General features: G+C 64.9%; 23 protein-coding genes. 16 read left to right on the top strand and 7 right to left on the bottom strand.

What is annotated here, in order from left to right; genetic code table 11:
• Window positions 1-26: 26 nt before the first annotated feature.
• From ACF8C6_RS07530 to ACF8C6_RS07595, 14 genes are all read left to right on the top strand, one after another.
• The gene (locus ACF8C6_RS07530; protein ID WP_277688481.1) at window positions 27-623 is read left to right on the top strand and encodes a MarC family protein; all 597 of its coding nucleotides are present in this window, start codon (window positions 27-29) and stop codon (window positions 621-623) included.
• A 157-nt stretch (window positions 624-780) separates the two neighbouring features.
• Window positions 781-2583: an allophanate hydrolase gene (gene atzF / locus ACF8C6_RS07535; RefSeq protein WP_392498715.1), complete on the top strand. Its 1803-nt coding sequence runs from the start codon at window positions 781-783 to the stop codon at window positions 2581-2583.
• Between the two features lie 5 nt (window positions 2584-2588).
• Window positions 2589-3323 (top strand): GntR family transcriptional regulator, encoded by a 735-nt coding sequence (locus ACF8C6_RS07540; RefSeq protein WP_392498716.1) that lies wholly within the window; start codon window positions 2589-2591, stop codon window positions 3321-3323.
• Between the two features lie 69 nt (window positions 3324-3392).
• The gene (urtA, locus tag ACF8C6_RS07545; RefSeq protein ID WP_392498717.1) at window positions 3393-4658 is read left to right on the top strand and encodes an urea ABC transporter substrate-binding protein; all 1266 of its coding nucleotides are present in this window, start codon (window positions 3393-3395) and stop codon (window positions 4656-4658) included.
• A 190-nt stretch (window positions 4659-4848) separates the two neighbouring features.
• Window positions 4849-6420 (top strand): urea ABC transporter permease subunit UrtB, encoded by a 1572-nt coding sequence (gene urtB / locus ACF8C6_RS07550; RefSeq protein ID WP_392498718.1) that lies wholly within the window; start codon window positions 4849-4851, stop codon window positions 6418-6420.
• Window positions 6420-7511, top strand: a complete 1092-nt coding sequence (gene urtC / locus ACF8C6_RS07555; RefSeq protein WP_392498719.1) for an urea ABC transporter permease subunit UrtC — start codon at window positions 6420-6422, stop codon at window positions 7509-7511. Before urtB ends, urtC begins: the two co-directional genes overlap by 1 nt.
• Complete coding sequence (gene urtD / locus ACF8C6_RS07560) at window positions 7508-8359, top strand: urea ABC transporter ATP-binding protein UrtD (protein ID WP_392498720.1); 852 nt, start codon at window positions 7508-7510, stop codon at window positions 8357-8359. The genes urtC and urtD overlap by 4 nt, the downstream gene beginning before the upstream one ends.
• Before the next feature lie 258 nt (window positions 8360-8617).
• Window positions 8618-9316 (top strand): urea ABC transporter ATP-binding subunit UrtE, encoded by a 699-nt coding sequence (gene urtE / locus ACF8C6_RS07565; protein WP_392498721.1) that lies wholly within the window; start codon window positions 8618-8620, stop codon window positions 9314-9316.
• Window positions 9317-9329: 13 nt separating this feature from the next.
• Complete coding sequence (locus ACF8C6_RS07570) at window positions 9330-10169, top strand: urease accessory protein UreD (protein WP_392498722.1); 840 nt, start codon at window positions 9330-9332, stop codon at window positions 10167-10169.
• Between the two features lie 213 nt (window positions 10170-10382).
• Complete coding sequence (gene ureA, locus ACF8C6_RS07575) at window positions 10383-10685, top strand: urease subunit gamma (RefSeq protein ID WP_277688472.1); 303 nt, start codon at window positions 10383-10385, stop codon at window positions 10683-10685.
• 8 nt (window positions 10686-10693) lie between these two features.
• Window positions 10694-11212, top strand: coding sequence for a GNAT family N-acetyltransferase (locus tag ACF8C6_RS07580; protein WP_392498723.1), 519 nt, complete (start codon window positions 10694-10696; stop codon window positions 11210-11212).
• Window positions 11209-11514 carry an urease subunit beta gene (locus ACF8C6_RS07585; RefSeq protein WP_392498724.1) on the top strand — a complete coding sequence of 102 codons (306 nt, stop codon included), beginning with the start codon at window positions 11209-11211 and terminating at the stop codon, window positions 11512-11514. The genes ACF8C6_RS07580 and ACF8C6_RS07585 overlap by 4 nt, the downstream gene beginning before the upstream one ends.
• Before the next feature lie 150 nt (window positions 11515-11664).
• Window positions 11665-13365, top strand: a complete 1701-nt coding sequence (gene ureC, locus ACF8C6_RS07590; protein ID WP_392498725.1) for an urease subunit alpha — start codon at window positions 11665-11667, stop codon at window positions 13363-13365.
• Between the two features lie 203 nt (window positions 13366-13568).
• Window positions 13569-14078 carry a transposase gene (locus tag ACF8C6_RS07595; protein WP_392498726.1) on the top strand — a complete coding sequence of 170 codons (510 nt, stop codon included), beginning with the start codon at window positions 13569-13571 and terminating at the stop codon, window positions 14076-14078.
• Between the two features lie 140 nt (window positions 14079-14218).
• Here ACF8C6_RS07595 and ACF8C6_RS07600 read toward each other — a convergent pair whose 3' ends face one another.
• The gene (locus tag ACF8C6_RS07600; protein WP_392498727.1) at window positions 14219-15082 is read right to left on the bottom strand and encodes a DMT family transporter; all 864 of its coding nucleotides are present in this window, start codon (window positions 15080-15082) and stop codon (window positions 14219-14221) included.
• Between the two features lie 21 nt (window positions 15083-15103).
• Window positions 15104-16000 carry an AEC family transporter gene (locus tag ACF8C6_RS07605; protein ID WP_392498728.1) on the bottom strand — a complete coding sequence of 299 codons (897 nt, stop codon included), beginning with the start codon at window positions 15998-16000 and terminating at the stop codon, window positions 15104-15106.
• A gap of 180 nt (window positions 16001-16180) precedes the next feature.
• Between ACF8C6_RS07605 and ACF8C6_RS07610 the strand changes: the two genes are divergently transcribed.
• Window positions 16181-16663, top strand: coding sequence for a hypothetical protein (locus ACF8C6_RS07610; RefSeq protein ID WP_392498729.1), 483 nt, complete (start codon window positions 16181-16183; stop codon window positions 16661-16663).
• On the opposite strand, the gene ACF8C6_RS07615 is transcribed toward ACF8C6_RS07610, so the two are convergent.
• The 4 genes from ACF8C6_RS07615 to ACF8C6_RS07630 all read right to left on the bottom strand — a co-directional run bounded on the left by ACF8C6_RS07615 (window position 16651) and on the right by ACF8C6_RS07630 (window position 18904).
• Entirely contained in the window at window positions 16651-16917 is a 267-nt protein-coding gene (locus ACF8C6_RS07615) for a DksA/TraR family C4-type zinc finger protein (RefSeq protein WP_392498730.1), read from the bottom strand. The two genes, ACF8C6_RS07610 and ACF8C6_RS07615, sit on opposite strands and share 13 nt — an antisense overlap.
• A 64-nt stretch (window positions 16918-16981) precedes the next feature.
• The gene (locus ACF8C6_RS07620) at window positions 16982-17185 is read right to left on the bottom strand and encodes a hypothetical protein (protein ID WP_392498731.1); all 204 of its coding nucleotides are present in this window, start codon (window positions 17183-17185) and stop codon (window positions 16982-16984) included.
• A gap of 103 nt (window positions 17186-17288) precedes the next feature.
• Window positions 17289-18311 carry an NAD-dependent epimerase/dehydratase family protein gene (locus tag ACF8C6_RS07625; protein ID WP_392498732.1) on the bottom strand — a complete coding sequence of 341 codons (1023 nt, stop codon included), beginning with the start codon at window positions 18309-18311 and terminating at the stop codon, window positions 17289-17291.
• A 74-nt stretch (window positions 18312-18385) separates the two neighbouring features.
• The gene (locus ACF8C6_RS07630) at window positions 18386-18904 is read right to left on the bottom strand and encodes a 2,4'-dihydroxyacetophenone dioxygenase family protein (protein ID WP_392498733.1); all 519 of its coding nucleotides are present in this window, start codon (window positions 18902-18904) and stop codon (window positions 18386-18388) included.
• A gap of 205 nt (window positions 18905-19109) precedes the next feature.
• Between ACF8C6_RS07630 and ACF8C6_RS07635 the strand changes: the two genes are divergently transcribed.
• A complete protein-coding gene (locus ACF8C6_RS07635; protein WP_392498734.1) occupies window positions 19110-20138 on the top strand; it encodes an AraC family transcriptional regulator in 1029 nt (342 codons plus the stop codon).
• A gap of 53 nt (window positions 20139-20191) precedes the next feature.
• Here ACF8C6_RS07635 and ACF8C6_RS07640 read toward each other — a convergent pair whose 3' ends face one another.
• Complete coding sequence (locus ACF8C6_RS07640) at window positions 20192-21742, bottom strand: arylsulfatase (protein WP_392498735.1); 1551 nt, start codon at window positions 21740-21742, stop codon at window positions 20192-20194.
• Window positions 21743-21845: the final 103 nt, after the last annotated feature.

Genomic DNA, 21845 nt, shown 5'->3' on the forward strand with positions numbered 1-21845 from the left:
TCCCTTTCTCGCTGACGGTCCCACACATGTTCTCCGTGCTGTTCGCCCTGTACCTGAAGATGCTGGTTCTCTACAGCCCGTTCTTCGTGCTGTCGTGCTTTATCGGCCTTACTCCCGGCTACAGCGTCAAGGAGCGCAAGAAGCTGGCCTGGAAAGTCGCCCTGGGCACCCTCATCGCCAGCGTGCTGCTGTACCTGTTCGGCCAGACCATCTTCGAAATTTTCGGCATCACCGCCGACGCCTTCCGTATTGGCGCGGGTAGCGTGCTGTTCATCTCTGCGCTGGGCATGGCTCAGGGCAAGTCGGCTGTGCAAGCAGACAACGTGCAGCAGGACGTCACCATCGTGCCGCTGACCATTCCCCTGACCGTCGGCCCCGGCACCATCGGCGCCCTGCTGGTGATGGGCATCAGCCAGCCGCAGTGGGACGACAAGCTGCTGGCCATCCTCGCCATCGCCAGCGCCAGTGCCACGGTGGGCGTGGTGCTGTTCCTCTCCGATCAGGTCGAGCGCCTGATCGGGCAGCAGGGTCTGCAGATCGTCAGCCGACTGATGGGGCTGTTCGTCTGTGCCCTGGCCGCGCAGATCATCTTCACCGGCATCCAGGGCTACCTGCACCCCTGATGCACCAGCGCCGGGCGCTCAGCCCCCAAACAGGGCGACGCGCCTCCCGCACGGCGCCCGACTAATTAACAAACTTCTTTCATATCAATCTCTTACGGAGATGGCATAGCTTTCGCTTTACGGACATCAACTTGGATACAAGAAGGAATCTAGGACGATGTCCCATCGCGGATTTGGCTGGACCCTGGGGGAATGGCAACAGGCCTATCGCCGCCAGCAACTGCAACCCGACGTTCTCGCCGAACTGCTCGCCGGGCTGAGTGCCGAAGATCCGGCCTGGATCAGCCTGACTTCGCCCGCCGAGCTGCAGCAGCAGCTCATACAACTGGCCGAGCGCCTGGCCGCCGTCAAAGGCGACCTGAGCCAGCTGCCGCTGTACGGCGTGCCGTTCGCCATCAAGGACAACATCGACGCTGCCGGCTGGCCCACTACCGCCGCCTGCCCCGAGTTCGCTTACACGGCCGAAAAAGATGCCACGGTAGTCGCCAAGCTGCGTGCCGCCGGCGCCATCCTCATTGGCAAGACCAACCTCGACCAGTTCGCCACCGGCCTGGTCGGCACCCGCTCGCCCTATGGCGCTGTGCCCAACAGCTTCAACCCGGCTTACGTCAGCGGCGGCTCCAGCTCCGGCTCGGCCAGCGTGGTCGCCCGCGGCCTGGTGCCCTTTGCTCTGGGCACCGACACCGCCGGCTCCGGACGCGTGCCGGCGGGCTTCAACAATATCGTCGGGCTCAAGCCGACCAAGGGTTGGCTGTCGACCACCGGCCTGGTGCCCGCCTGCCGCACCCTCGACTGCATCTCGGTGTTCGCCCTCACCGTGACCGACGCCCAGGTCGTGGCCAACATCGCCGGCGGCTACGACGCGCAAGACGCCTACAGCCGCCAGAACCCCGCCAGCGCCAAGGTCGGCATGCCGGCCAAGCCGCGCCTGGCGGTGCCGGCCGCGCCCGAGTTCTGCGGTGACACACAGAATCAGGTCGTGTTCGAGCAGGCACTGCTCCAGCTGCGCGAACTGGGTGCCGAGCTGGTGGAGATCGACTTCAGCCCCTTCCAGCAGCTGGCCGAGCAGCTCTATTTCGGTTCCTGGGTCGCCGAGCGCAGCGTCGCCGTCGAAGGCGTGAACCCCGACCACATCAACCCGGTGGTACGCGGCATCGTCGCCAATGGCCACCAGTACAGTGCCTGCGATGCCTACAGGGCCGAGTACATCCGCGCCGAACTGAGCCGCGCCATCAACGATGCCCTGGCCGGCTTCGACGCCCTGTTGGTGCCAACTTCGCCGACCATTCGCACCCTGGCCGAGATGGCAGCCGAGCCGGTGCTGTTCAACAGCCAGTTCGGCACCTACACCAACTTCACCAACCTGGCCGACCTGTCCGCCCTGGCCGTACCGGCCGGGTTCCGCGACGACGGCCTGCCAGCCGGCATCACCTTGCTCGCGCCAGCCTGGCATGACCAGGCCCTGGCCGCCCTGGGCCAGCGCTGGCAGCAGGCGCTCGCCCTGCCACTGGGCGCCACCGGCAGGGCGCTGCCAGTACCAACCGCCAGCACCACACCGCCACCCGGCTGCGTGCGTGTGGCGGTGGTCGGTGCACACCTGACCGGCATGCCGTTGAACTTCCAGCTCGCCACCCGCGATGCAGTGCTGGTCGAGCAGACCACCAGCAGCGCCGACTACCGCCTCTACGCCCTGCCCGGCACCGTGCCGCCCAAACCCGGTCTGTCGCGGGTCGCGGCCGATGGCGCACCGATCATCGTCGAACTGTGGGACGTGCCGCAGGCGCGCTTCGGCGAATTCGTCGCCGAGATCCCGCCACCACTAGGCATCGGCAATCTGCAGCTGGCCGACGGGCGCTGGGTCAAGGGCTTTATCTGCGAGCCCTACGCACTGGAAGGCGCGCGCGACATCACCAGCTTCGGTGGCTGGCGCGCCTTTATCGCCAGCCAGGCGCAAGGCTGAAAACCATGCAGCTGGCCGACGCCCCACGCCCGGCAAAAGGTCGCCCGGCCGGCATGGCCGAGCGTATCTACCAGCAGCTCAAGGACGACATCTTCGAGTTCCGTCTGCTGCCCGGTGACCGCTTCAGCGAAGGCGAGGTCGCCGCGCGGGTCGAAGCCAGCCGCACGCCGGTGCGTCAGGCCCTGCACCGCCTGCAACGCGAAGGCTATCTGCAGGTGCACTTTCGCAGCGGCTGGCAGGTACGGCCGTTCGACTTCGCCCATTTCGAGGAGCTCTACGAGCTGCGCATCGTCCTCGAACTGGAAGCCGTGCGGCGCCTGTGCCAGCGCCCCATCGACGAACAACCCGCTGCCCTGCAGGAGCTGCAGCGCACCTGGATGGTGCAGCCTGACCAGCGCCTGCAGGATGGCAGGGCAGTCTCGCTGCTCGACGAACGCTTCCACTGCCTGCTGCTGGAAGCGGCCGGCAATCGGGAAATGGCCCGGGTACACGCCGAGGTCAGCGAGAAGATCCGCATTCTAAGGCGCCTGGACTTCACCCAGGCGCCCCGCGTGGCCCTCACCTACGAGGAACACGGCAGCATCCTCGGCGCGATTCTGGCGCGCCGTTGCGAAGAGGCACAGCAATTGCTGAAGGCCCATATAGAGGTCAGCAAGGCGGAAGTGCGCAAGATCACCCTGCACATGCTGCACAGTGTCCGGCAGAAGGCCGCCGGAGCGGGTGACGTGATTGACCTTTGAACCACTGCCATACCCATAAGCAATAAAAACGCAGTTCAAAACACACGTTCAGTGAATGGAGATCGCCCTATGCAACGTCGCAGCCTGATCAAGGCCTTCACCCTTTCCGCTTCCATCGCCGCCATGGGCATGACCTGGACCGTACAGGCCGCCGAGACCATCAAGGTCGGCATCCTGCACTCGCTGTCCGGCACCATGGCCATCTCGGAAACATCCCTGAAAGACATGGCGCTGATGACCATCGACGAGATCAACGCCAAGGGTGGCGTCAATGGCAAGCAGCTGGAGCCGGTAGTGGTCGATCCGGCCTCCAACTGGCCGCTGTTCGCCGAGAAGGCGCGCCAGCTGCTGACCCAGGACAAGGTCGACGTGGTGTTCGGTTGCTGGACCAGCGTGTCGCGCAAATCCGTGCTGCCGGTGTTCGAGGAGCTCAACGGCCTGCTGTTCTACCCGGTGCAGTACGAAGGCGAAGAGATGTCGCCGAACGTGTTCTACACCGGCGCCGCGCCGAACCAGCAGGCCATCCCGGCGGTGGAATACCTGATGAGCGAAGACGGCGGCGAAGCCAAGCGCTTCTTCCTGCTGGGCACCGACTACGTCTACCCGCGCACCACCAACAAGATCCTGCGCGCCTTCCTGCACAGCAAAGGTGTCGAGGACAAGGACATCGAAGAGGTCTACACCCCCTTCGGCCATAGCGACTATCAAACCATCGTCGCCAACATCAAGAAGTTCTCCGCCGGCGGCAAGACCGCGGTGATCTCCACCGTCAACGGCGACTCCAACGTGCCGTTCTACAAGGAGCTGGCCAACCAGGGCATCGACGCCACCGACATTCCGGTGGTGGCCTTCTCGGTCGGCGAGGAAGAACTGCGCGGCATCGACACCAAGCCACTGGTCGGCCAGCTGGCCGCCTGGAACTACTTCCAGTCGGTGGACAACCCGGTCAACAGCGCCTTCGTCGACAAGTGGAAGGCCTACGCCAAGGCCAAGAACCTGCCGAACTACCAGACCGCAGTGACCAACGACCCGATGGAAGCCACCTACGTCGGCATCAACATGTGGGCCCAGGCCGTCGAGAAGGCCGGCACCACCGATGTGGACAAGGTGCGCGAAGCCCTGGCCGGCCAGACCTTCGCCGCGCCGAGCGGCTACACCCTGACCATGGACAAGACCAACCACCACCTGCACAAGCCGGTGATGATCGGCGAGGTCCAGGAAGACGGTCAGTTCTCCATCGTCTGGCAGACCAAAGGCCCGCTGCGCGCCCAGCCGTGGAGCCCCTTCATCCCCGGCAACGACAAGAAGCCGGACTATGCGGTGAAGAGCAACTGATAGGCCTGCGCTCCACCTCCGGCCCTCGCCTACGCAGCTGAGGGCTGGAGGACAGGAAAACGCCGTCCGGCGACTCCGTCGTAGGTTGGGCTGAGCCCCGCGAAGCCCAACACCCGCCGAGCCAGACATATCCGGCCACGCTGCGTTGGGCTTCGTTGCACTCAGCCCAACCTACCGAGACCTCATTGCCATGCCCACTGCCCTGTACCGAATCCTGCTGTCACTGGCGCTATTGCTGCCGCTGACGGTCCACGCCGGAGATGCCGCCGACTTCGTCGCCGCCAGCCCAGCCAAGCAAGCCAAGCTCCTCGAGAGCTGGGCCGCACACCCCGACCCTGCCCGCCAGCCCCTGCTCGATGCCCTGCAGCAGGGCCGTCTGGCCAGCGACACCAACAAGATCCCGTTCATCGAAGACAACGGCCAATACCTGCCGGCCGAAGGCAGCGCCGAGCCCAGCTCGCCGCCAAAGAAACTGCGCCTGAACAACCGCTTGCGCGGTCTGCTGGCCAATGCTCAGGCGGCCCAGCAACTGCTGGCAGAAGAGCCCGCTGTGCGCCTGGCGGCCGCTCAGGAGCTGCAGAGAAAAGCCAAACCCAGCCAGCTGGCCCTGCTCAACAGCCGAGTAGACGCCGAGCAGGACCCCGCCGTGCGCGATGCGCTAGCCCTGGCCCTGGCCAACCTGCAGCTGGCTGATGCCGATCCGGCGGTGCGTCTGCAGGCCGTACGCCTGCTCGGCGAGAGCGGCGAACCACTGGCCCGAGTGCGCCTGGAGGGCCTGCTGGCTGAAGGCGCGGAAAGCGACGCCGCGGTACGCACCGCCGCCGAGACCAGCCTGGCCCAGGTCAAGCGCCGCCTGCTGGTCGGCGAACTGCTCGGCCAGGCCTTTAGCGGCTTGAGCCTCGGCAGCATCCTGCTGCTCGCCGCCCTCGGTCTGGCCATCACCTTCGGCCTGCTCGGGGTGATCAACATGGCTCACGGCGAGATGCTGATGCTCGGCGCCTACACCACCTACATGGTGCAGGTCGCCTTCAAGAACCTGGCGCCGGAATACCTCGCCCTCTACCCCTTGGCTGCCCTGCCGGTGGCCTTCTTCGTCACCGCCGCCATCGGCATGGCGCTGGAGCGCACGGTGATCCGCCACCTCTACGGCCGCCCGCTGGAAACCCTGCTGGCCACCTGGGGCATCAGCCTGATCCTGATCCAGGCCGTGCGGGTGATCTTCGGTGCGCAGAACGTCGAAGTGGCCAACCCCGCCTGGCTCTCCGGCGGCGTGCAAGTGCTGCCGAACCTGGTACTGCCCTACAGCCGCATGGTGATCATCGGTTTCGCCCTGTTCGTGGTGGCCCTGACCTGGCTGCTGCTGAACAAGACCCGCCTCGGCCTCAACGTCCGCGCCGTGACCCAGAACCGCAACATGGCTGCCTGCTGCGGCGTGCCGACCGGGCGGGTGGACATGCTCGCCTTCGGCCTCGGCTCCGGTATCGCCGGCCTCGGCGGCGTGGCCCTGAGCCAGATCGGCAACGTCGGCCCGGACCTGGGCCAGAGCTACATCATCGACTCCTTCCTGGTAGTGGTACTCGGCGGCGTCGGCCAGCTGGCCGGTAGCGTCATGGCCGCCTTTGGCCTGGGTATCGCCAACAAGCTGCTGGAGCCGCAGATCGGCGCCGTACTCGGCAAGATCCTCATCCTCGCGCTGATCATTCTGTTTATCCAGAAACGTCCGCAGGGGCTGTTCGCATTGAAAGGACGGGTGATCGACTGATGACTCAAGCACTCAACCAAACGCTGCTGGCCCGGGCCACGGCGAAACTGGGACCGAAGGCCTCGCTGACAGCACTCGGCCTGATTCTGCTCGCCCTGCTGGCCATGCCGCTGCTGCACCTGCTGCCGGCGGACAACGCCCTGCACGTCTCGGCCTACGGCCTGACCCTGGTCGGCAAGATCCTCTGCTACACCATCGTCGCATTGGCACTCGACCTGGTCTGGGGCTACGCCGGCCTGCTCTCGCTCGGTCACGGCCTGTTCTTCGCCCTCGGCGGCTACGCCATGGGCATGTACCTGATGCGCGAAAGCGCGGGAGACGGGTTGCCGGCCTTCATGAGCTTCCTCGCCTGGACCGAATTACCCTGGTACTGGTACGGCACCAGCAGCTTCCTCTGGGCGATGTGCCTGGTGGTGCTGGCCCCCGGCCTGCTGGCCCTGGTGTTCGGCTTCTTCGCCTTCCGCTCGCGGATCAAGGGCGTTTATTTCTCGATCATGACCCAGGCGCTGACCTTCGCCGGCATGCTGCTGTTCTTCCGCAACGAGACCGGCTTCGGCGGCAACAACGGCTTCACCAACTTCCGCACCATTCTCGGTTTCGATATCACCGCGCCGGGCACCCGCGCCTTCCTGTTCTTCTGCACCGTGTTGCTGCTGGTCGGCAGCCTGGCGCTGGGCTTCATGCTGGCGCGCAGCAAGTTCGGCCGGGTCCTCACCGCCCTGCGCGATGCGGAAAACCGCCTGATGTTCTGCGGTTACGATCCGCGCGGCTACAAGCTGTTCATCTGGGTGCTCTCCGCCGTGCTGTGCGGCCTGGCCGGTGCGCTGTACGTGCCGCAGGTGGGCATCATCAACCCCAGCGAGATGTCGCCGACCAACTCCATCGAGGCCGCCATCTGGGTCGCCCTGGGCGGGCGCGGCACGCTGATCGGCCCGCTGCTCGGCGCCGGGCTCGTCAACGGCATGAAGAGCTGGTTCACCGTGGCCTTCCCCGAATACTGGCTGTTCGCCCTCGGCGCGCTGTTCATCGTCATCACTCTGTTCCTGCCCAAGGGTGTGATCGGCCTCCTGAAGAAGGAGAAAGACCAATGAGAGCCACTCCAGCACCCGAGCTCATGCTCGAACCCGCCTTCGATCCGGCCGGTGCCGCGCGCGACGCCATTGGCGCCGGGCGCGCCGCCGGCCAGGGCCTGGATGTGCGCCACGGCACCATCCTCACCCTGGAAGGCATCAACGTCAGCTTCGACGGCTTCCGCGCCATCACCGACCTCAACCTGTACATCGGCGTCGGCGAACTGCGCTGCATCATCGGTCCCAACGGCGCGGGCAAGACCACCATGATGGACGTGATCACCGGCAAGACCCGCCCGGACAACGGCCACGCCTACTTCGGCGAAACCCTCGACCTGACCCAGATGAGCGAAGTGGAAATCGCCCAGGCCGGCATCGGCCGCAAGTTCCAGAAGCCCACGGTGTTCGAGGCGCTGAGCGTGTTCGAGAACCTCGAACTGGCGCTGAAGACCGACAAATCGGTGTGGGCCAGCCTGCGCGCCAAACTCTCCGGCGCGCAGAAGGATCGTATCGAGGAGGTGCTGACCACCATCCGCCTGGAAGGCTCGCGGCATCGCCCTGCCGGGCTGCTGTCGCACGGCCAGAAGCAGTTCCTCGAAATCGGCATGCTGCTGGTGCAGGACCCGCAACTGCTGCTGCTCGACGAGCCGGTGGCCGGCATGACCGACGCCGAGACCGAATTCACCGCCGAGCTGTTCAAGCGCCTGGCCGGCAAGCACTCGCTGATGGTGGTGGAGCACGACATGGGCTTCGTCGGCAGCATCGCCGACCACGTCACCGTGCTGCACCAGGGCAGCGTGTTGGCCGAAGGCTCGTTGGAAGACGTGCAGGCCAATGAGCGGGTGATCGAGGTTTATCTGGGCAGATAGAACCGTAGGTTGGGTCGAGGTCGTAGGTTGGGTTGAGGCGCAAAGCGCCGAAGCCCAACGCGTGCACGCCCCTGTTGGGCTTCGCTGCGCTCAACCCAACCTACGAGCTACTTCCGATGGCTCCCACGCTCCAGTGTGGGAACGATCAACAAACCGTGGGAGCGGCTTCAGCCGCGATGCTTTTTAACCGGCAAGGGAGATCGCGGCTAAAGCGGGTCGCCGCCCGGCCGCTCCAACATCTGAATACAGGACATCGACATGCTGCAAGTCCAACAACTCCACCAGTACTACGGCGGCAGCCACATCCTCCGCGGCCTGAGCTTCGAGGCCAAAATCGGCGAAGTCACCTGCCTGCTCGGCCGTAACGGCGTGGGCAAGACCACCCTGCTGAAATGCCTGATGGGCCTGATCCCGGCCAAGGAAGGCAGCATCAACTGGGAAGGTCACACCATCAACGGCCACAAGCCGCACCAGCGCGTGCACGCCGGCATCGCCTACGTGCCGCAGGGCCGCGAAATCTTCCCGCGCCTGACCGTGGAAGAGAACCTGCTGATGGGTCTGTCCCGTTTCGGCGCCGGCGAAGCCAAGACCGTGCCCGAGTTCATCTACGAGCTGTTCCCGGTACTGCGCGAGATGAAGCAGCGCCGTGGCGGTGACCTCTCCGGCGGCCAGCAGCAACAGCTGGCCATCGGCCGCGCCCTGGCCAGCCAGCCGCGCCTGCTGATCCTCGACGAACCCACCGAAGGCATCCAGCCCTCGGTGATCAAGGAGATCGGCGTGGTCATCAAGAAGCTCGCCGCGCGCGGCGATATGGCCATTCTGCTGGTCGAGCAGTTCTACGATTTTGCCGCCGAGCTGGCCGACCAGTACCTGGTGATGAGCCGCGGCGAGATCATCCAGCAGGGCCGTGGCGAAACCATGGAGGCAGATGGCGTGCGCGGACTGGTGGCGATCTGATAAAAGCTCAACCATGAACGCACCGATCTCCCCTACCCTGTTCACCCCCAGCTGGCATGCCGAGCTGGAGCTGGGCTATGCCCGCGCGGGCGAATACACGCGCCCGGTCATGCGCCGCCACCAGGGCCCGCTGCGTGTACAGAAACACCTGTACGCCGAAGGCCCTGAAGTGTGCCAGCACATCATCGTCCACCCGCCCGCCGGCATTGCCGGCGGTGATAGCCTGAACATCCGCGCCAGCGTGGCCGAAAATGCCTGGGCACAACTGACCAGCCCCGGTGCGACCAAGTGGTACCGCGCCAACAGCGCCGCACACCAGCAGGTCGAACTGTGCGTGGCCGCCGGCGCCACCCTGGAGTGGTTGCCGCAGGAAACCATCGTCTATTCCAGCGCCCAGGCCGAGCTGCGCACCCGTATCGAACTGGAGGGTGACGCCCGCCTGTTCTACTGGGACATCGTCGCCCTCGGCCGCCCCGCCGCCGGCGAACGTTTCACCGCCGGGCACTTTCAGGCGCACCTGGATATCCGCCGCGACGGCCAGCCGCTGTGGCACGAGCGCCAGCGTGTGGTCGGTGGCGACGGCCTGCTCGACTCGCCCATCGGCCTGGCCGGCCAGCCGGTGTTCGCCACGCTGCTGGTCAGCGGTGAAGTCGACGCCGAGTTGCTGGAGCGCTGCCGTGAACTTAAAACGCCGGTGCGCGGCGACCTCAGCCAACTGCCGGGCCTGCTGGTCGCCCGCTGCCTGGCTGGCGAAGCGCTGCAGGCACGCGCCTGGCTGATCGAACTCTGGCGCCTGCTGCGCCCTGCACTGCTTGGCCGCGAGGCCGTGCCCCCACGAATCTGGAGTACATAGGTGAGGCCTTCAGTCGTTCCGATCTGCGCGCCTATGTGCGACATGTCGATAGAGATGAATACTCCACAAAACAGGCCCTGCGGGTTGCGGCTTGGCAACTCGCCATGCAGCGTTGCGCACCTAGGAAAGGGGCAACCCTTTCCGTCGGCACGCGCCTTGCCTGACAAGCTGCCAAACCACAACGCACAGACCTGAACAACTGAAGGACTCACCATGGACCTGTCCCCCCGCGAAAAGGACAAGCTGCTGATCTTCACCGCCGGCCTGGTGGCCGAGCGGCGCCTGGCCCGTGGCGTCAAGCTGAACTACCCGGAGGCCATGGCCTACATTTCCGCCGCGCTGCTCGAAGGCGCGCGCGACGGCCAGACGGTCGCCGACCTGATGCACTTCGGCACCACCCTGCTGACGCGCGAGCAGGTGATGGAAGGCGTGCCGGAGATGATCCCGGAGATTCAGATCGAAGCCACCTTCCCCGACGGCACCAAGCTGGTGACCGTGCACCAGCCAATTGCCTGAGGTGCGCAATGAATATCCAGATCAGTGATGCCAGCGAAGTCCATCTGCCGGAGATCCTGGAGATCTACAACGACGCCGTACTCAACAGCACGGCGATCTGGAACGAAACCCAGGTGGATCTGGACAACCGCCGCGCCTGGCTGCTCGAACGTCGCATCGCAGGCTTCCCGGTGCTGGTCGCCCGCGGGCCGCAAGACCAGGTGCTGGGCTACGCCAGCTATGGCCCCTGGCGCGCCATCGAAGGGTTTCGCCATACAGTCGAACACTCGATCTATGTACGCAGCGACCGCCAAGGCCTGGGCATCGGCCCGCAACTGATGGAAGCGCTGCTCGAACGCGCCCGCGCCGCGGGCCTGCACGTCATGGTCGCCGCCATCGAGAGCGAGAACCGCCACTCGATCCGCCTGCACAAGCGCATGGGCTTCGAGGTGACCGGGCAGATGCCCCAGGTCGGCCGCAAGTTCGACCGCTGGCTGGACCTGACCTTCATGCAACTGATTCTGTCCCCGGAAAGGAGCGACTCATGATTCCCGGCGAATACCAGATCCAGGACGGCGAGATCGAACTCAACGTCGGCCGCCGTACCCTCAGCGTCACCGTGGCCAACAGCGGTGACCGACCGATCCAGGTCGGCTCGCACTTCCACTTTTTCGAGACCAATGACGCGCTGACCTTTGATAGACCGAGTACGCGAGGTATGCGCCTGAACATTCCGGCCGGCACCGCCGTGCGCTTCGAGCCGGGGCAGAGCCGCGAGGTGGAGCTGGTCGAGCTGGCCGGTGCACGCCGCGTGTTCGGCTTCGCCGGCCGGGTGATGGGCAATCTTTAGAGTCCCTCACCCCGGCTCTCTCCCAGAGGGAGAGGGAGAAAAGCACCCCGCCGCGGCGGGAATGAACCAGCACGCCGATCAGCCCCCTCTCCCTCCGGGAGAGGGCTGGGGTGAGGGCGATATTGAGCACGGATCTATTCAGGAGTCCCGATGAAAATCAGCCGCCAAGCCTACGCCGACATGTTCGGCCCCACCGTCGGCGACAAGGTGCGCCTGGCCGACACCAGCCTGTGGATCGAGGTGGAGAAGGACTTCACCACCTACGGCGACGAAGTGAAATTCGGCGGCGGCAAGGTCATCCGCGACGGCATGGGGCAGAGCCAGCTGTGCGCCAAGGACGTGGTCGACACGGTGATCACCAACGCGCTGATCATCGACCACTGGGGCATCGTCAAGGCCGACGTCGGCCTCAAGGACGGGCGCATCGCCGCTATCGGCAAAGCCGGCAACCCGGATATCCAGCCCGATGTGACCATCGCCGTCGGTGGCGCCACCGAAGTGATCGCCGGCGAGGGCATGATCCTCACCGCCGGCGGCATCGACAGCCATATTCACTTCATCTGCCCACAGCAGATCGAAGAAGCGCTAATGAGCGGAACCACCACCATGATCGGCGGTGGCACGGGACCTGCCACCGGCACGTTCGCCACCACCGTCACGCCGGGCCCCTGGCACATGGCCAATATGCTCAAGGCCGCCGACGCCTTCCCGATGAACATCGGCTTCACCGGCAAGGGCAACGTGTCCCTGCCCGAACCTTTGATCGAGCAGGTCAAGGCCGGTGCCATCGGTCTGAAGCTGCACGAGGACTGGGGCACCACGCCGGCGGCCATCGACAACTGCCTGGCCGTGGCCGACCAGTACGACATCCAGGTGGCGATCCACACCGACACCCTCAACGAGTCCGGCTTCGTCGAAACCACCCTCGGCGCGTTCAAGGGCCGCACCATCCACACCTACCACACCGAAGGCGCCGGCGGCGGCCACGCCCCGGACATCATCAAGGCCTGCGGCTTTCCCAACGTGCTGCCCAGCTCGACCAACCCGACCCGGCCGTTCACCAAGAACACCATCGACGAACACCTGGACATGCTCATGGTCTGCCACCACCTCGACCCGAGCATCGCCGAAGACGTGGCCTTCGCCGAGAGCCGTATCCGCCGCGAAACCATCGCCGCCGAAGACATCCTCCACGACCTCGGTGCCTTCTCCATGATCAGCTCCGACAGCCAGGCCATGGGCCGCGTCGGCGAAGTGATCACCCGCACCTGGCAGACCGCCGACAAGATGAAGCAGCAGCGCGGCGCCTTGCCCGAGGACGCGCCCGGCAACGACAACTTCCGGGTCAAGCGCTACATCGCCAAGTACACCATCAACCCGGCGATCACCCACGGCATCAGCCATGAAGTCGGCTCGATCGAAGTGGGCAAATGGGCCGACCTGGTGCTGTGGCGCCCGGCCTTCTTCGGGGTCAAGCCAACGCTGATCCTCAAGGGCGGCGCCATCGCCGCCAGCCTGATGGGCGACGCCAACGCCTCGATCCCGACGCCGCAGCCGGTGCACTACCGGCCGATGTTCGGCAGCTACGCCGGCATGCGCCACGCCACCAGCCTGACCTTCATCAGCCAGGCCGCCATGGACGCCGGCGTGCCGGAAAAGCTCGGGCTGCAGAAACAGATCGGCGTGGTCAAAGGCTGCCGCACGGTGCAGAAGAGCGACCTGATCCACAACGGCTACCTGCCCACCATCGAGGTCGACCCGCAGAACTATCAGGTCAAGGCCGACGGCCAGCTGCTCTGGTGCGAACCGGCCGAGGTGCTGTCGATGGCGCAGCGGTATTTCCTGTTCTGAATAAGCCGGCGTTTTTCCGGGCAATGTTGGGCTTCGCTACGCTCAACCCAACCTACGAGACCCGAGCCAGCGTAAATTGCCGGGTCGGTAACCCGTAGGTTGGGTTGAGGCGCCGTGCGCCGAAGCCCAACATGGCCCAACACCAAACAAACACCGCTACACGCACTACACTCGACGCACCTCACTCACCAAGGATGGTGACCATGCGTTATCGACGTGCCCTGGTGCCCGGCGGCACCTATTTCTTCACGGCCTGCCTGGCCGACCGCTCACAAAACCTGCTCACCCGCCATATCGATATCCTGCGCCAAACCATGCGCCAGGTTCGCGCCGATCATCCCTTCGACATCCTGGCCATGGTGGTGCTGCCGGATCATCTGCACTGCCTCTGGCAGCTACCGGAAGGCGACCGCGACTACCCGACCCGCTGGGCGCTGATCAAATCGGGCTTTAGCCGGCAGCTTCCCTGCGCAGAAACGATCAGCCTGTCGCGCCACCTCAAGCGCGAACACGGTATCTGGCAGCGGCGCTTCTGGGAGCATTGCATCGGCGACGAAGAAGACTTGCAGCGGCACGTCGATTACATCCACTACAACCCGGTCAAACACGGGCATGCGGTACGACCGAGCGAGTGGCCGTTTTCCTCGATTCACCGCGCGATTCGGTTGGGGCTGGTGCCAGCGGATTGGGGCGGGCCAGAGGAAGATCGATGAGCGAAATCATGTTGGGCTTCGGCGCCAAGGCGCCTCAACCCAACCTACGACACAGTGTCGACCTGGTAGGTTGGGTCGGGCCGCGTAGGTTGAGCGCAGCGAAGCCCAACATTGCCACCGCCCATAACATCCCCAACACATCACCGTGAGCGCTGCTGGCTCCACACCAGCGCCGCGCCGCTGAGGATGATCACCAGCATGCCGAGTACCGCCCAGGCGTCCGGCAGGTGGTCGAATAACAGCGCACTGATCAGCGTGGCGGTCAGGATCTGTCCGTAGGTGAACGGCGCCAGCGCGGCCGGGCTGGCAAAGCGGTAGGCGTGGGTCAGCAGCATGTGCCCGGTCATGGCGATGCCGCCCAGCGCGGCCATCAGCAACATGTCCATCAATGCCGGCGTTTGCCAGACCCAGGGCAGCAGCAGTGAAGTGCCCAGGCTACCGACCAGGGCGGTGAGGAAGTTGCTGGTCGCCGGGTTGTCGGTGCTGCCCAGGCGCTGGGTAATCAACTGGTAGAAGCCGAAGCAGAACGCCGCCGCCAGCGGCAGCAGACTGGCCGGGGTAAACAGCGCACCGCCCGGCCGCACGATCAGCAGCACACCCAGCAGGCCGCCACCGGCCGCCAGCCAGACGCCCAGGCTGACTTTCTCCTTGAGCCAGAACACGGCGAGCAGCACCACCACCAGCGGTGCCAGGAAGATCACCGCCGTCGCTTCGCCCAGCGGCATGTAGCGCAGGCCGCTGTAGAACAGCAGCGTCACCGCCACCAGGCTGATGCCCCGCGCCAGCTGCAGCATGGGTCGCCGAGTGCGTACCAGATCCAGGCCCATGCGCGGGGCGAACAGCACCAGCATCAGCGCGCTTTGTGCCCAGTAGCGCAGGCAGGCCACCAGCAACACCGGATAGGCGGAGGCCAGCACCTTGGCCAGCGCGTCCTGGCTCGAGAGCAGCAGGCCGGCACAGAGGATCAACACAATGCCCAGGCCTGGGCGGGAATGGTCGGACACGGGAAATACCAGAGAGGAACGTTAGGACGCCTGGCCGAAGCCGTGGGCAAACAGGACGCCGAGCACCAGCGGCATCACCAGCACGCTGCCGAGATTGCCGATCAGCACCAGCGAAGCCACCTTGTGCGGCTCCTGGCGGTACTGCTCGGCCACCATGTAGTTGAGCACTGCTGGCGGTAGCGCGGCGAACACCCACAGGCAGGCCAGTTGCACCTGGGACAGGTCGAGCCACAGCGCCAGCGGCCAGGCCAGCAGCAGGCCACTGGCCGGACAGGCGATGGCGCCGAGCAGGCCCAGACGCCAGGCCGAAAAGTCCACGTCGAGCATGCGCACGCCGAGGGCGAACAGCATCAGCGGTACGCAGATCTCACCGAGCATGCGGCAGGCCTCCAGCAGCCAGCCCGGCAGGTCGATACCGCTCACATTAAGGGCCAGGCCGGCGATGCTGGCGATCACCACCGGCACCCGCAGCAGGCGCCACAGCGGTGCATGGCGGTCGAGCATGTGCAGGCCGACCGAGAAGTGCAGCAGCATCTCGACCACGAACAGCACCACCGCCGCCGGCAGCGCCTGCTCGCCAAAGGCCAGCACCATCAGCGGCAGACCCATGTTGCCGGCGTTGCTGAACATCATCGGCGGCAGGAAGGTGCGCAGGTCCAGCTTCAGCCAGCGCGCCAGCGGCCACAGCAGCAGCCCCGAGCCGAGTACGATCACCGCACCCGCCAGGGCCAGGTGGGCGTAATCCTGCAGCGGCGCCTGGCGTTCGGCGAGCACGACGAACACCAGCAGCGGTACGAACAACTCCATGTTCAGGGTGTTCAGCTGGCGGATATCGGGGCTGCGAAAACGGCCATAGAGCGCCCCACAACCGGCAATCAGGAAGACCGGCAGCAGCGTGGCAAGGATGTGCGCGAACATGGAGGCTCCGACTTCGAGCAGCCGAGAAAATAGTTCGTTAGCTTCGCAAGTATTCAAGCCGAAAGGCAATACGCCTTTGGTGGGTCACGATCAGCGGCCGCCGTGCGCTCAATACAGACAAGACTTGCTTCGAGGAACGCGCTGCGGTTGACTGCCGGCTGTCCCGCCACGAGAAGCACCATGTCCCAAGCCCTGCGCGAACAGCTGAAAGCTCGCCTGCAGCCCTTGCTGGAGTCCCGCGGCTTTATCGCCGACCACCCTCAGAGCGCGCTGTTCTGGACGTATCGACGCCTGAGCGGAGACCAGTCGCATATCCTCGAAGTGCAATGGGACAAGTACCAGCGCCCGCGCTTCATCATCAACTACGGCACCTGCCCGGCCAGCGGCCTGCAACTACCGGATGGGCTGCATCCTGCCGCCAGCGTCGCCGCGCACTGGACGCAAGATGCCGGGCGCCTGCAGGACGGCACCACAGCCGGCGAGCACTGGTTTCGCCAGAACCGGCCCTGGTGGCGTCGCCTGCTGGGCAAGCCCGCCCAGGTGGACGCCCAGGAACCGGTACAGCGCCTGATGGCCTGCCTGGGGGAAGTGGAAATCTACTGGCAAAGCGGCCTGCTCGGCCCGCATATGTGGCCGCTGGCCAAACACCGTCAACGCAGCTGACTGTCCTTGCTGGCACGCCGGTTGTAGCCGCTGTTCACCGGCTGTTCCTTGTCATGCACGCCCTGACACGCCACGCACAGGCGTACGCCCGGCACGGCCTGGCGCCGCGCCTCGGGAATCGGCGCAGCGCACGCCTCGCAATGCAGCAGGCTCTCGCCGCGCGGCAACTGGCTGCGGGCGCGGGCAATGGCGTCCTCGATGCTGCTGTCGATCTGCTCCTGTACCGCACCGTCACTGATCCAACCGCCGGCCATGACCTGCCCTCCTCTGTCGTCTTCACGACACAGGTATGCGCCGCGCAGACGCAACTGACAAGGCTCAGGCGCGCAACAGCTCGCTGTGCTCACGCAAGACACGGAGCATGAGGGCATCCTGATTGAGGTCATGGATGGTCTTGAGCAACTGCTGGCGCAGCAACTCGTCGGCGGTGGACTCGGCGGCGCGCATCAGCACCAGGGCCGCGTCTTCGTTGCGCTCGGCGATCATGTCCAGGTTCTTGCGGATATTGCGGGAAATACGCACGGGATAGGCTTTCTGCTGAATCGGGCCGTCACTCTAACCAGCCCCTGTGACGGCCTTGTTGCAGCCTTCCCGTGCGCAACACCTTGTTGCAGTCAGCCAAGACTCAGTCCAGCTGGCCGGTTTCACGCAGCCAGGCCTCGGAACGACGCAGGCCTTCTTCCAGGCTCATCTGCGGGTTGTAGCCTAGCAGCTGGCGCGCCTTGTCGATGGAGATTTCCCCTGTGCGGGCGAATATGCGCATCACGTCCGGCGCAGTTTCGTTGGGCTTGTTCAGCAGACGGCAGACGCGCCAGATCAGGCCTGTCAGGCCCAGTGCCAGCCACAGCGGCAGCGTGCGCGGCGAACCGCTACGCCCGGCCCAGCGCCAGTGGTGGGCGAAAAATTCGCCCACGCTGACCGATTCGGCAGAGCTGATGTGGAAGATCTGGCCACGGCCTTGCGGCAGACCAGCGGCCAGCATCACGCCATCGAGCAGGTCATCGATGTACACCGGCGTCCAGCGCCCACGGCCGCCAGCGGGCAGAATCAGTTGCCCCGCCTTGGCCATCTTCAGCGGCTCGCTGAGCCAGGCACGCGAGCCCGGCCCGTAGACATCGCCCGGCCGCACGATGGTGCAGTCGATCTCGCCAGCGGCATGCGCGGCCAGCACCATGTGCTCGCTGGCGCCCTTGGCCACGCCATAGCGGTAGACATCGCCGATCACCACTTCATTGCGCTCGTCGGCCACGCCCTTGCAGCGCCAGCCCAGCGCGGCGATGGAGGAGAAGTGCACGAAACGACGGGTGCCCGAGGCGATGGCTACATCCAGGCAGTTGCGCACGCCACGCGCGGAGACCTCGCTGTACTGCTGCCAGGAAGCCGCCAGCGACACCACCGCAGCGGTGTTGATGAACAGCTCGCAGCCCCCGGCGTGCTCGGCCCAGGACTCAGGACGGGTCAGGTCGCCCGCCACCACGTTGTTGGCCGGGTCGGCGTGCAGGTCCATACCACGCACCTCGGCCCCCAGCTCTCGATAGCGCTGGGCCAGGGCACGGCCGATGAAGCCGCTGGCGCCGGTGATGAAGACGGAACGCGGCACGGCAGGCGTCTGCCCGCCCACGCCGACAGGCATGTAGGCTTGGGTCATGGTGTTTACTCGCGTAGAGGAAAAGCCCGCCGCAAGCGACGGGCTGACACAGACTTGGCTAAACGTTCAGGCGCTTATTCGACGCTGTAGCCGGCGTGGCCCGGGCGGATGTACTTGGCTGGCTGCAGACCGCGCTCCCTGACCAGGCGATCGATCATCTGCGTGATGTCGCTGGCATCCATGGTGTTGACGTAGTTGCCCTCGGCATCGAAGTTGATGTTGGCGCCATACACCACCATGAAGGTATCAGTGACCTCGGTGTTGTCGGCCGGCACGCTGAAGGTATGGATCGAGCCACCCGGCTCGAACAGATAGCAACCCGCAGTCTGCGGCTGATCCGGATACTCCACGTAGTTCCACTTGCCACTCATGGTGAACAGGTGCACCACGCCAGTGTGGTAGTGGCACGGCAAGGTCACTCCGGGATGAAAGCGCACGCGCAGGCACCACACACCGACATTCGGGTCGAGATACAACGGCTGCACATCGACACCCGGGAAGTGCGGCCCCATGGCGTCCTCGTAGATCGGCAACTCATTGGTGTTGAGGGTCAGCAGCTCTTTGTGGTCAAAGACCGGAATCGGCATGGGCATCTTGTTGTTCTCCAGATCAGGCTATGGGCGATCCCTCGGGATCTGCTGTCATGCTGCGCCAGGAACACCCCACAGACTTGATAAAGTGCGCCACGGCCTGTTCATTTCATGCCAGCCGCCACCTGCAGAGAGTTTGACAAAGCACGCCAGGACACCCAGCATCTGACAACGCAAAAGCCACAAGAACAATGATCACGGCTGCCCCATGAACTACTTCACCCGCGCCTCCTCCCTGGCCGAATTCCAGCCTTTCGCCAGCACTCAAGGGCTCAATGCACAGGACATCCTGCGCGACGCCGAACTGCCCGCGGCCTGCCTGGAAAGGCCAGAAGACCTGATCCCCTACTCACGTTTCGGCCGGGTGCTGGAACTGTGCGCCGAGCGCAGCGGCAACCCGTTGTTCGGCCTGCAGTTCGGCCTGCACCAAGGGGTCAGCATCTTCGGTTCGCTGCTCTATTTGATCCGCAACGCCGACAACGTCGGTGAGGCCTTGCGCGACCTCAGCCAGTACTTTCATGTGCACGACACCGCCGCCGACGTGGTGATCGAACGCCAGGGCGAACATGCGCTGCTGTGCTATCGCCCGGCCAGCCTGGAGACGCCCGGCCTGCGCCAGATCAGCGAACTGGCCATGGGCGTCGGCCACCAGTTGATGCGCACCCTGCTGGGCAGCCGCTGGCAGATCGCGGCGGTGCTGCTGCAACACGCCCCGCAAGTGGCCACCAGCCAATACCGGCGCCTGCTCGGCGTGGCACCGCGCTTCAACAGCACGCAGGACGCGCTGATGTTCGACGCCGCCCTGCTCGCCATTCCCTTGCGCGATGCCGACAAGGCGCTGCACAAGCTGGTGCAGCAGCACCTGGCTGCGATGGCCCACCTCAAGCGCAACGAGCTGACCAGCTATGTCCAGCGCCTGCTGCGCAACTTCCTGCCCAATGGCCGGGTGACCATCGACTACATCGCCGACTTCATGCAGCTCAGCCCACGCTCGCTGCAGCGGCACCTGAACGAGGCCGGCACTTCGTTCCAGCAACTGCTGGACCAGACCCGTCAGGCCATGACCCAGCACTACCTCAAGGAGTCGCAGATCAGCCTGGGGCAGCTTGCCGAATTGCTCGGCTATTCCGACCAGAGCGCCTTCTCCCGTGCCTTCCAGCGCTGGTACGGCATGAGCCCGAGCCAGTGGAGCAAGACCCACATCAGCACAGCCGCTTCGGCTCCTCCGCCGCACTGAAGGCCCATACGAAAACGGGCACCCCAGGTGCCCGTTGTTCGCCGTGCCCGCCGTTACTGCTTCTGATACTTCATGAACTGCTCCATCATCTGGTCGACGGTGAAGCTGGCCGGGCGCTGGCGTGGCGGATATTTCTCGAACGTCATCAGGAACTGACGCACACGCACCATGGCCGGCAGGCCGGCGGCATGGATCTTCTTGTCCCACCAGTTGTTGTAGTTGTTCGAGTCGGTATCGGCCCGCTCGTAGGGGTCGCGGCGCAGGTTGAAGACTTTCGGTGCGCGCAGCTTCACGAACGGATCACGCCATACATCAAAACGGCTAGCCCGCTGCTCTGCATACACCAGTTTCCAGTCACCATCGCGCGAGGCCAGCAGTTCGCCATCGTCGCTGAAGTAGTAGAAGTCGGTACGCGGCCCCTTCTTCTCCTTGCCCTGCAGGTAGGGTGCGAAGTCATAGCCGTCGAGGTGTACGTTGAATTTCTTGGTGCCTGCCTGGTAGCCGGACAGCAGCTGCTCCTTGACCTGCGGCACGCCGGCAATGTGCATCAGCGTCGGCACCCAATCCAGGTGCGACATGATCTCGTTGGAAATGCTGCCCGCCTTGATCTGGCCAGGCCAGCGCACCAGTGCCGGCACACGGAAGCCACCTTCCCAGTTGGTGTTCTTCTCGCCGCGGAACGGGGTGATGCCGGCATCCGGCCACTGGTTGAAATGCACGCCGTTGTCGGTGGTGTAGAGCACCAGGGTGTTGTCGGCCACGCCCAGCTCATCGAGCTGCTTGAGCAGTTCACCGACCTGCTCGTCATGCTCGACCATGGCGTCGTTGTAGAAGTCCTGGCCCGACTTGCCACGGGTCTTCTCGTTGATGTGGGTGTAGTAGTGCATGCGGCTGGCGTTGAACCAGACGAAGAACGGCTTGTCGGCCTTCACCGACTGGTCGATGAAACGCTTCGAGGCCTGCAGGAACTCATCATCGATGGTTTCCATGCGCTTCTTGTTCAGCGGGCCGAGGTCCTCGACCTTGCCGTCTGCGGTGCTGTGAATGACACCACGCGGGCGCAACAGCTTGTCCAGCTGCGGGTTCTTGGTCCAGTCCATGTCCTCCGGCATTTCCTCGGCATTGAGGTGGTAGAGGTTGCCGAAGAACTCGTCGAAACCATGCTGGGTCGGCAGGAATTCGTCGCGGTCACCCAGGTGGTTCTTGCCGAACTGGCCGGTGGCATAGCCCTGCGGCTTGAGCAGCTCGGCCAGGGTCGGGTCTTCCTTCTGAATGCCCAGCGGCGCGCCCGGCAGGCCGACCTTGGTCAGGCCGGTGCGTACCGGACTCTGCCCGGTGATAAAGGCCGAGCGGCCGGCGGTGCAGCTCTGCTCGCCGTAATAGTCGGTGAACATCATGCCTTCGTTGGCCAGCCGGTCGATGTTGGGCGTCTGGTAGCCCATCATGCCGTGGCTGTACTTGCTGATGTTGGTGATGCCGATGTCGTCGCCGAAGATCACCAGGATATTCGGCTTGTCGGCGGCCTGTGCCAGCGGCAGGGCGAGCACGGAGGCCGCCACGACGGCCCGCGCCCAGGGCAACAGGGCGGACGAGAGAATACGCATAATCGCAGTCCTTATTGTTATTAAGGCCCGCCACGCGACAGGCCGAGGCAATGCACTGGCAAATGCTAGTCCAGAGCCTTGCACTATGCGGCGGGATGCGCTG

The sequence above is a fragment of the Pseudomonas sp. zbq_18 genome, assembly GCF_043102245.1.
In the GTDB taxonomy this organism is placed as follows: Bacteria; Pseudomonadota; Gammaproteobacteria; order Pseudomonadales; family Pseudomonadaceae; genus Aquipseudomonas.

What these genes read in the sequence shown, in the direction of transcription:
- ACF8C6_RS07530 (WP_277688481.1), top strand. Translation starts at nt 27, where the DNA reads ATGTTCTCCGTGCTGTTCGCCCTGTACCTGAAGATGCTGGTTCTCTAC.
- atzF (WP_392498715.1), top strand. Translation starts at nt 781, where the DNA reads ATGTCCCATCGCGGATTTGGCTGGACCCTGGGGGAATGGCAACAGGCC.
- ACF8C6_RS07540 (WP_392498716.1), top strand. Translation starts at nt 2,589, where the DNA reads ATGCAGCTGGCCGACGCCCCACGCCCGGCAAAAGGTCGCCCGGCCGGC.
- urtA (WP_392498717.1), top strand. Translation starts at nt 3,393, where the DNA reads ATGCAACGTCGCAGCCTGATCAAGGCCTTCACCCTTTCCGCTTCCATC.
- urtB (WP_392498718.1), top strand. Translation starts at nt 4,849, where the DNA reads ATGCCCACTGCCCTGTACCGAATCCTGCTGTCACTGGCGCTATTGCTG.
- urtC (WP_392498719.1), top strand. Translation starts at nt 6,420, where the DNA reads ATGACTCAAGCACTCAACCAAACGCTGCTGGCCCGGGCCACGGCGAAA.
- urtD (WP_392498720.1), top strand. Translation starts at nt 7,508, where the DNA reads ATGAGAGCCACTCCAGCACCCGAGCTCATGCTCGAACCCGCCTTCGAT.
- urtE (WP_392498721.1), top strand. Translation starts at nt 8,618, where the DNA reads ATGCTGCAAGTCCAACAACTCCACCAGTACTACGGCGGCAGCCACATC.
- ACF8C6_RS07570 (WP_392498722.1), top strand. Translation starts at nt 9,330, where the DNA reads ATGAACGCACCGATCTCCCCTACCCTGTTCACCCCCAGCTGGCATGCC.
- ureA (WP_277688472.1), top strand. Translation starts at nt 10,383, where the DNA reads ATGGACCTGTCCCCCCGCGAAAAGGACAAGCTGCTGATCTTCACCGCC.
- ACF8C6_RS07580 (WP_392498723.1), top strand. Translation starts at nt 10,694, where the DNA reads ATGAATATCCAGATCAGTGATGCCAGCGAAGTCCATCTGCCGGAGATC.
- ACF8C6_RS07585 (WP_392498724.1), top strand. Translation starts at nt 11,209, where the DNA reads ATGATTCCCGGCGAATACCAGATCCAGGACGGCGAGATCGAACTCAAC.
- ureC (WP_392498725.1), top strand. Translation starts at nt 11,665, where the DNA reads ATGAAAATCAGCCGCCAAGCCTACGCCGACATGTTCGGCCCCACCGTC.
- ACF8C6_RS07595 (WP_392498726.1), top strand. Translation starts at nt 13,569, where the DNA reads ATGCGTTATCGACGTGCCCTGGTGCCCGGCGGCACCTATTTCTTCACG.
- ACF8C6_RS07605 (WP_392498728.1), bottom strand. Translation starts at nt 16,000, where the DNA reads ATGTTCGCGCACATCCTTGCCACGCTGCTGCCGGTCTTCCTGATTGCC.
- ACF8C6_RS07610 (WP_392498729.1), top strand. Translation starts at nt 16,181, where the DNA reads ATGTCCCAAGCCCTGCGCGAACAGCTGAAAGCTCGCCTGCAGCCCTTG.
- ACF8C6_RS07615 (WP_392498730.1), bottom strand. Translation starts at nt 16,917, where the DNA reads ATGGCCGGCGGTTGGATCAGTGACGGTGCGGTACAGGAGCAGATCGAC.
- ACF8C6_RS07625 (WP_392498732.1), bottom strand. Translation starts at nt 18,311, where the DNA reads ATGACCCAAGCCTACATGCCTGTCGGCGTGGGCGGGCAGACGCCTGCC.
- ACF8C6_RS07630 (WP_392498733.1), bottom strand. Translation starts at nt 18,904, where the DNA reads ATGCCCATGCCGATTCCGGTCTTTGACCACAAAGAGCTGCTGACCCTC.
- ACF8C6_RS07635 (WP_392498734.1), top strand. Translation starts at nt 19,110, where the DNA reads ATGAACTACTTCACCCGCGCCTCCTCCCTGGCCGAATTCCAGCCTTTC.
- ACF8C6_RS07640 (WP_392498735.1), bottom strand. Translation starts at nt 21,742, where the DNA reads ATGCGTATTCTCTCGTCCGCCCTGTTGCCCTGGGCGCGGGCCGTCGTG.